General features: G+C 51.6%; 9 protein-coding genes. 1 reads left to right on the forward strand and 8 read right to left on the reverse strand.

What is annotated here, in order from left to right; translation table 11 throughout:
• Nucleotides 1–65: 65 nt before the first annotated feature.
• A complete protein-coding gene (locus JIN85_RS19185) occupies nucleotides 66–392 on the reverse strand; it encodes a hypothetical protein (RefSeq protein ID WP_200273870.1) in 327 nt (108 codons plus the stop codon).
• A 1,544-nt stretch (nucleotides 393–1,936) separates the two neighbouring features.
• On the opposite strand from JIN85_RS19185, the gene JIN85_RS19190 reads away from it, so the two are divergent.
• Entirely contained in the window at nucleotides 1,937–2,923 is a 987-nt protein-coding gene (locus JIN85_RS19190) for a hypothetical protein (RefSeq protein WP_200273872.1), read from the forward strand.
• A 215-nt stretch (nucleotides 2,924–3,138) separates the two neighbouring features.
• Here JIN85_RS19190 and JIN85_RS19195 read toward each other — a convergent pair whose 3' ends face one another.
• The 7 genes from JIN85_RS19195 to JIN85_RS19225 form a co-directional block, all read right to left on the reverse strand.
• On the reverse strand, nucleotides 3,139–3,825 hold the full coding sequence (locus JIN85_RS19195) for a hypothetical protein (protein ID WP_200273874.1): 687 nt from the start codon (nucleotides 3,823–3,825) through the stop codon (nucleotides 3,139–3,141).
• 227 nt (nucleotides 3,826–4,052) lie between these two features.
• Nucleotides 4,053–4,265, reverse strand: a complete 213-nt coding sequence (locus tag JIN85_RS19200) for a hypothetical protein (protein ID WP_200273876.1) — start codon at nucleotides 4,263–4,265, stop codon at nucleotides 4,053–4,055.
• A gap of 3 nt (nucleotides 4,266–4,268) precedes the next feature.
• A complete protein-coding gene (locus tag JIN85_RS19205; RefSeq protein WP_200273878.1) occupies nucleotides 4,269–4,865 on the reverse strand; it encodes an N-acetylmuramoyl-L-alanine amidase in 597 nt (198 codons plus the stop codon).
• 110 nt (nucleotides 4,866–4,975) lie between these two features.
• Nucleotides 4,976–5,443, reverse strand: coding sequence for a hypothetical protein (locus JIN85_RS19210; protein WP_200273880.1), 468 nt, complete (start codon nucleotides 5,441–5,443; stop codon nucleotides 4,976–4,978).
• Nucleotides 5,444–5,501: 58 nt separating this feature from the next.
• Entirely contained in the window at nucleotides 5,502–6,938 is a 1,437-nt protein-coding gene (locus JIN85_RS19215) for a hypothetical protein (protein WP_200273882.1), read from the reverse strand.
• A complete protein-coding gene (locus JIN85_RS19220) occupies nucleotides 6,935–7,519 on the reverse strand; it encodes a terminase small subunit-like protein (RefSeq protein WP_200273884.1) in 585 nt (194 codons plus the stop codon). The genes JIN85_RS19215 and JIN85_RS19220 overlap by 4 nt, the downstream gene beginning before the upstream one ends.
• Before the next feature lie 284 nt (nucleotides 7,520–7,803).
• Nucleotides 7,804–8,133 (reverse strand): hypothetical protein (locus JIN85_RS19225; protein WP_200273886.1); only part of this gene is annotated, 330 nt, incomplete at its 5' end.

Consider the following 8,133-nt stretch of genomic DNA (forward strand, 5'->3'; position numbering starts at 1 on the left):
CAGGTCAAAAGCACTGCGCCCCGGCGGGCCGGATTCGAGTTCAACGGTAACGGTTTGGGTAACGATCATGAAAGCGGAAGGGTCACCGAGTTGGCAACCTCGATGGGGTAAGGAGTGAGAGCCGGTTCCGTGAATCCGTCCGGACGATCCAGCAGGCAATCGATCCAGTAGCGACCGGCTTCGAGCTGGCCGGTTTGCTCTTTAGTGAGATCACAGATGATTTCCAGATTCGCCGGAACCGGGATCGAAGTAGCAATCGTCGCCGCCAACGGAGCGCCAGGACGCGGGGATTTGCGGAGCTGGCACCGCGCCATGCACCCCTCCAGGCTAACAGCCTTGGCCGGTAGCCGGATGACGAGTCTCCAGTCTTGAAACCTGCGGATCGGATTCACGCAGGGAGTGTGGCTGGGCAGCCCGAGCGCTCAATCCGGGCGAGTGGTCCCGGGCCGACCATAAAATCTCGGCATGTTTGGATGTTTTGTTAATTTCCGGCGATAAAGCTCATAATCACTCAAATCAATATTATCCCAGCAACAAAAATACTAGCCAAGCATTTTTAAGTAATTTATTTCTCTAGAAGAATAAAACCAAACTCGGACATCTCGAAAAACTTCAGTCCCTATCAGCATTATTGCAGTCACATATCAAAAAATCAAACAGTCGTAATATAACATCACAGACAGGCTCCGACGAGGAATTTTAATTCTAGAATTTGAAACTCGACATTCGAAGAACTTAGGACCAAAGTAAAACACAAAACTTTGACCAGCACTAAATATAATTTAATAATCATGAGAGATGACCAAACCAGATAAATTAATTAAAAATCAAACACATAAGCCCACCCCATCCGAATTACGAGCACTTTACGACATAAGAGTTAAAGAGGCACACCACTTCAATACTCTAATTTGGACATTTCCCGGAGCATTTGCAGTGATCCTATTTGGTGAAATAAATCTATTAGACAAACACCCAATTGAACTGCTAATAGCCTCCTTATTAAATATACCCTATTGCTACATATTTATATGCAACCTCAAAAAAAGATCATCCGGATTCAAAACGCTAAATTTTCTGCGCAATGAGATTGCACATTTATACGGAACTGACTACGTCCCGAGCTATCCCAAGATAGACCCTTTAGTCGAAAACACCACAAAATGGAGCATAATACTAATAACCTTACTATTCCTCTTTAGAAATCTACACATAGCAACTAATCATTTGGAGATATTCATTAATCGGTAAAATACAAAAAAAACACAAATACCCATCAATTACAATCACTTGCACCGCATACGACTATTGAATAAATACGAAACAAAGCCTGCAAGATAGCTCAGTAAAGCCTTGGTGCATTTCTTACCAAACTCTCGCTTCATATTACGTAGACCCCTTGCTAATTCTTAGTGCATGCCAGATAGATAAAAGACACATTAGGCGATACCTGCATATTGCGAGAGCTTGGTGAGCTGAATAATACGGCCAAGCTCTCACGGTCCCTTAGTCCATATTGAATAGTCCGCAGACCTTGTTGTAGGATTTGACTGAATCGGTTGAGGAAACTTTGGAGAGCCTTCCTCGACTTGTGGACCTGCTTGCCGCAAACCCGTGCGGGTTAGCATGCTGAAAAAACACTCCACAAAGTTCACCCATGAGGTCTGTGTCGGATATAGTGGAAACTTTCTATCGGATGGGCAGCAAAACGATCAATAGCCGCCTTTTTTGGGTATGGGTGTTGATGTTGTCCATCACCATGCGGAGCCTGAACCTCTGATAATACCGAATGAGAAATCAGAAGAACAAAGCGTGGGGGTAATCCGCTACCCCACCGCGAGTTGGAGATTGAACACTAAGGAGAATTCTCTACCATAACCTATAATCGCACCGCCGCCTCTACTAACTAGTATCTCTTCAAAGTCAAACAAGGAAAATGAGTAAAATTCGCCCCATTCCCCCAGGCTCAACTGAAATCGTCGATGAGAGCGATCGATTCAAGATCGCCCAGGCTATTTACAGCGCGGTTACCGGCAAGACCGAGAAGCTGTCGCGCACATACTCCAAAGATTATTTAATTACTCTTGATGATATCCAGCAGCTTCACTTGAAGTGTCAACAAGCATGCGGTCAGTGGACTGTGCTCAATAAGAGCGAAAGTATCACGGTGCACCACCTTGACGACAATAAGGAGGTGTTTAGCTCATATAAGAGGTTTTCGATTTACGACCATTCTAAGACGTCCCCGACCGAGAGTATCGTCTACGAGTTCAATCTCCTACTCCAGCTGCCGAAAGTCGAAAAGCCGCAGCACTACAAAGTGGTTGTTCGCACGCTTTCACGGGCTGCCATGATTCGACGGATGGAGCAAGAGATGGCCCCACCTCCGCTCCTTAGTTTTTTTGGCAGCAGCTCTATTGTGGTTGATATCGAGTATGTAGACTATGTGGTCGCCCGGAACATCCTTGGGATGATCGACTCTTGGGTCAGTGAGATTGAACGGCATTCCAATTTATGGTGGATTCGCCACATTCAGCGGTTTACGCATTGGGTTCCGCCGGTTTCGCAGTTTTTGGCCATCGCATTTATCGGACTTTCTCTCTTTACGGCTACCGCTGGCGTGATCGTGGATTCTTCGCCGCCTCCATTGGTCGCACGTTGGCTGATTCTCTCCGGCACGGTGATTGCTCTTACTGCGCTTCTTGCCCGTCGACTTGGCTCGCTCGTTGAATCAGGGCTTGATCAGATTCTTACGCTGAGTGCCATCCAGCTTAATAAAGGGGACCAGCGACTTATTCAGCGCTACAGAAACAGAAACATTTTGAAGGTCATTCAAGTCTTGGGTGGTGTAGTGGGTGTCACTGCACACGCTGTTGGAGCAAACTTTCTCACCGATTGGCTCAAGCTTCTAATCCATAAGTAGCCAAGGCTACAAGGCGTCGCCGCTAACGCCTAGTTTTCACAAAATCAATCAGTTAAGATCAATAAATATTAACCTTCCAGTCAAAGCCTTGAAGGCAAAAAACTTCAGCGATCAACAAAATTCTAGGAAATCACACAATGCGCCCCCCTTGAGGGCTATGCCCTTGAACGCGCTCGTCCCTTTACAAAGATAAACCAAGCTAACCTCAGAAGAGATCATTGTGCAGCAATTTGATTATTTGGCGAGTGTTTCCGCCTCATAAGCATCAGGGCTGTTACCGAGACTAAAATTACTGCTGTTTTAGGTTCAGGAATCACCACTAAATGGAAGTCTCCTGGTTGTGCGAAATAAAATCCAGTTGAATCACCATTATCTGCCTCATTTGTATAGATTCCGCTTACAAACTCAGAAATATCGAAATCAACCCACCTCCAACTACCCGACCAGCTAACCTCTTGGCCAGTATAATAAAATAGCGTCGCACCATCCGTTCGTATCCCTATAGAGTCGAAGTCATCACGATTTCTATGATAAATTTGATTTATATTCACACTCTGGTCCCCGATTGTAATCTGAGGTTGCTCCAAAATGTCACTTTCAAGAATTGAATCTAGCCCATTTACTGACCAACGAAGTCCAAAAAATGGCACCGCCCAGTCCTGTCGGCGCACCCCATCCGCTACAAAATCATTTATAAGATTTTGATTTTCTCCTTGAAGACTTACCGAAGTCCCCACGAAGAAATTCGGGGTTGAGGGCTCAAGGTTTGAGTTTCCATAAACCGTGCTATTTCCACTCAAGGTCCAAGTAGTCACACCAGAACCGGGAACCCCTTCTATACGAAGAGTCATAGCACCGCTTGCAAAATTAACAAGCCCTATAATAAGAAGAATTATTTTCATAGAACTACCGAAAGAGCAAAATTAATGCCAATCATTTTCATCACTCTAATTACCACAATTCAAATTTATATATTCTCTTTTTAGAATAAAAGAATATAGCGAATGAATCGAAAAATCATCAAATCGACAATATAAATCAACATGAAATATTCACCAAATCCAATTAGCTAGCCAATATAACATATCCATCCAAATTATATAAAAATTCCCGGATTTCATATTCGACACTATCGAACACGCCAATGGCACGGATCAAGCCCGCACCCCTTGCTCATGCGTTCCACGTCAGCCCGGAGATGCTCGATGATCTTATCCTGAGCGGCCAGGCGATCGCTCAGGCTTTTGTAGATGATGCTCGCGAGTGTCGCGATCACTCCGCCTAACAGGCCGATGATCCCGAGCACCCACGACACGGAAATGGACATTTCAGCGCCACTCATGGTTTAGGATTTTGGCAGTCCTTGGAAGCCGCAGGCTTCACGCATGGCTTGCATGGGGAAGGCCGGGCCGGGATCGACTTTGCGCTCTGGGGCGATGTCATCGTGGCCGACGAGATCGTCGAGGTTGTAGCGAGCTACCAGCGCCTTGCTGACGGCTTCGCAGGCGTTCAGCTGAGCCTTGGGATACTTCTCCCAGTTCTTCACTGGCCCGCCGTTCTTGTGACGCGCTACAAGCGGCTTCAGCTTCGAGAAGCGTTCGATCAGTGAATCCGAGTCACCCCCGTTTGCCATCTCGATCCCGATCGCGCAGGAGTTCAGGCCGAAGTACGTGATGCCGGTGTTCGGATCTTTCCATTGCGACGCTCCAGCATGGCCGCAAGTCCGGTTGAAGGGTCGGCATTGATAGATCGTGCCATCGCGATCGATCACGACGTGCGCACACACGCCATTATCCAGCTCCTTCCAGTAGTTAATGGAGGACATGGCGGTTGCGCCCGAGGTGAAATGCATCACCAGAAAGCGCCGGATCGACATCACTGCGCCGCCTGGCAATGGCACACGTTTGGCATCTTCCAGCCAGTGATCAGAGGTGATTTTCATGAATCAAGAAATGGGTTGGCCGTCCCCTACTTCCGGTCTTCGGGGATGGCTTGTTGGGTGCGGGCTGGACCGGCCGCGAAGGTGTTAGGGAAACAGGAATTTCAGCAGCATCACTTTCCCGAGTCCGCAATCGGGGTCAGGACTTCGGCCACGGCTCCGGCATTGTAGAGTCCCCAGGCCGTCTCAGGCTGTGCTTCAGCTCGGGCAATGTCGGACGTCGCCACGTTGAAAGGACGTCCGCCCTCTCGTTTCACGGGAGCAGTCGCAATGGGTTGCCCCGTCACGCCCGAGGTAATTGCGGCACACGATACCAGCGGATAGGACAGCACGCCCAACGTGAGCCACAGGGCGAGCGGGTAGAGCTTCGGCGACCATGAGTTGTTGATCTTGCCGTCATCGATGAAATCACCGAGCGCCTTGATCAAGTGGACCACACCAGCAAGCAGTGGCAAGGCCGTCGCAAGTCCTGTGGCCACCGTGTCCGGCAGGAAACTAACAATCCCGGCAAGATCAAGTCCGCCGACGAAGGTGAGGAAAGCGGCAACCGCCGCGAGGAATGATAGGAGTTTCGTCTTCACGCCACGCATGGTGCCGCTCTCAGTTCATCAAAGGCCATTGCTCCGAGTGGTCCCGGATCTACCAGCCAGTCACCAAGCCATTGGAAAAGCTATCTCGGTTCGCCTCCGGAACGTGGATCGAGTTGGCGCGAATCGCTCCGCTCATCCGGGAACCACACGCGATACAACCGAGCACCGCGTCGCCACGGTCGGGCGAGTGCCTGCCTTCGGCTCGCATCTTGTCTTTCGATTCCACACGCAGCTTGCCGTTCTCGCTCCACTCGCTCTTGCGGGTCGAGATTTGCTTGAACGTCACCGGGTCCAGAACTCCGAGGTTGATTCTCCCCCGCTCGATCTCCGTCGCTCCGACGTGCCAGACTTCACCGATCAGGTTCGCGTATTCATCGGGATCGCTCGCTGCCTGGCCACCGTGGAAGCGATTCAGGTAAAAGCCCAGCTCTGCGATGGCATCGATCATCACCGTGCCCAAGCCGTCCGCATCACCCCATGCCTGGCCGGGTTGGATGCCTTCGGTCTTGAGCAATCGAACGAACTCGCGAGCGGCCTGCATCGTGTCCTTTTCCACCCATGCCTTAATGATGCGCACCGTGTTGCCACGCCGAACCGCCAGAACGTTCTCGTCACGTCCTGCAGCGAAATCGAGGAATGCAACCACCTCGCCGTCTTCCTCGGGTTGTGGCTGGCCTTCCAGTGCCTTTGCCAGGCGATCAGGAGCCAGCACCAGACGCTCCGCATCCTCGGTGAACTCCGCCTCATGCATGGACCGATACAGCGGATGGTCCGGTCCGTATTTTTCCAAGTCGCGGGCACGCTTTGCCGGATCGATGTGCGGGCATTCATCCGAGCGCACTTTGCGCGTCCAAAAGAACTTCTTGAGTGAATGAAATGCCTCGTAGAATTGGCCCCATGGTTTGCCGGGTGAACTCACCCAAAGCTGGAACACGCGGGTGCAACGGTCGAACGCCTCGAACACGCCATCCGGCACCGTCTTCGCTTCGTCGACGATGATCATGACAGGATCAGTCTCGCTGCCGATCTTTGGGTGCCAGCCTTCAGCCCGTCCCGGATCGTCCGTGGAAAAGCCAAGCGCAAACCCACCTTCTGGCGTCTTCAGCTCAGTCTGCAGGAACGTCCACGCCGGGAACTTCTTTTGATGCACGCGCAAGGCAGGCCACAGCTGCTTCTCCACCTGCCGGAACGAACCCGAGGTCACCACGACCTGCCCACGCGGGAAACGACTCAGGAACCACAGAATGGCCGCTGCCACGACCTTGGCCGTCTTGCCCGATCCGTTAGCTGCTGCGATCGCAACCGGCAGCCCGGTGCGTGCTGTAGCGGATTTGCCAGTGCTGCATACCGACAATGATTCCGCCAACCCCTCACCCTGCAGCCCGATCGCCTCGAGGCATTCAATTTGCCAGTCATAGAGCGACTTTTCACCCAGCTGAAACCAGGCGAATTCGGAAGGGCTGAGAATGGTTCGCTGAGTCTTCACTCTGCATCCTCCTCAGCCTCACGGCTCTTGCGGATTTCATCACGCTTGGCTGCAATTCGAAGCAGGATTGCCTCGTCGGCTTCGGTTGGTCGGTATTCCTCGACGGTCTGGATAGGTCCGCCATCCGGGCCGCTGATTTCCTGAGTGATCTTGTCGCCGTAGCGTTTCGGGTCCCACTTGGCCAGGAGCTTGAGTCGGGTCTCTACCTGAAGTCGTCGATGCCCAAGCATGTCCCCTCGCTTAATTCTCGGGCCGTCTGGTGTATCGATCCGTTCAACGCCTTCCTGGGGCGTGTCTGCGATCTCAAGCGCATCCATTGCGATCCGGTCAAAACCAGCCTCCCTCGCGCGCGCGATGTGCGCGGAAAGTCCTTCATCTTCCGCCATCCAGTCGTAAATGGTTCGAGGCGAAGGCATCCCTTCCTCAGAGCAAATCAGGGTCAGCGGCGTCCCCATCGACAGGCCTTCGAGCACTCTCTCGATCACCTCATCCACTCGCTTCGTTGGCCGTCCATTCTTGTTGGGTGAGCTGGCTTGAGTTCGCTTTGATTTCTTCGGCTTCTTCTCCCGTTTTGGCTTCATCGGCTCCGATGATTCGCGCACGCGAGGCCCTGGCGAGGCAGGGCAGTGGTCCCTAAAACGCAAACGGCCCCTCTCCCAAAAAGGAAGAGAGGCGCTTAAGGGCGAACTTCAGTCGTCAGAGAAAGAACGAATGCAAGTTCCCCCCGGATCTGCATCACGCTTTCCCGGACAAGTTGAAATCCAGGTGTTCGACAGCCACGGGATACATGACTGATAGCCATAGAGCCTAAGAATCGCTCTTGGTCATGCAACGTTGAAATTCCATTTTGTTAGATTCAATCAGTTTATCTAACGGAATCTAACTGAGCAGTCAGGCGCTCCTTCCTCTGTAAAAACTCCTCATCCTCCGGACTCAGGGTGAGTGGTGCCACCTTCTCCGTCACTGTCGCCTCTTCCTTCACCTCGCGCTTGTCGGCTTGATCCAGCAACTGCTTGCCCAGCCAGATCAGCATCGAGACGTTCCCGCCCTTGGCCGATTCGATCTGTTGCCGACGCAGGGAAATCTTCAGTCGCCCAAAGCCCTTTTCATAGGACCGACAAAACTCCCCATCCTTGCGCGACATCCGCCGCTCAATCGTCCGCGTCGCGCAGCCAAACCACGCCGCCATCTCGGC

This window comes from Luteolibacter pohnpeiensis (genome assembly GCF_016595435.1).
Classification (GTDB): domain Bacteria; phylum Verrucomicrobiota; class Verrucomicrobiia; order Verrucomicrobiales; family Akkermansiaceae; genus Luteolibacter; species Luteolibacter pohnpeiensis.

Excerpts from the sequence above, each read along its gene's own strand:
- JIN85_RS19190 (WP_200273872.1), top strand. The coding sequence starts at position 1,937 with ATGAGTAAAATTCGCCCCATTCCCCCAGGCTCAACTGAAATCGTCGAT.
- JIN85_RS19195 (WP_200273874.1), bottom strand. The coding sequence starts at position 3,825 with ATGAAAATAATTCTTCTTATTATAGGGCTTGTTAATTTTGCAAGCGGT.
- JIN85_RS19200 (WP_200273876.1), bottom strand. The coding sequence starts at position 4,265 with ATGAGTGGCGCTGAAATGTCCATTTCCGTGTCGTGGGTGCTCGGGATC.
- JIN85_RS19205 (WP_200273878.1), bottom strand. The coding sequence starts at position 4,865 with ATGAAAATCACCTCTGATCACTGGCTGGAAGATGCCAAACGTGTGCCA.
- JIN85_RS19220 (WP_200273884.1), bottom strand. The coding sequence starts at position 7,519 with ATGAAGCCAAAACGGGAGAAGAAGCCGAAGAAATCAAAGCGAACTCAA.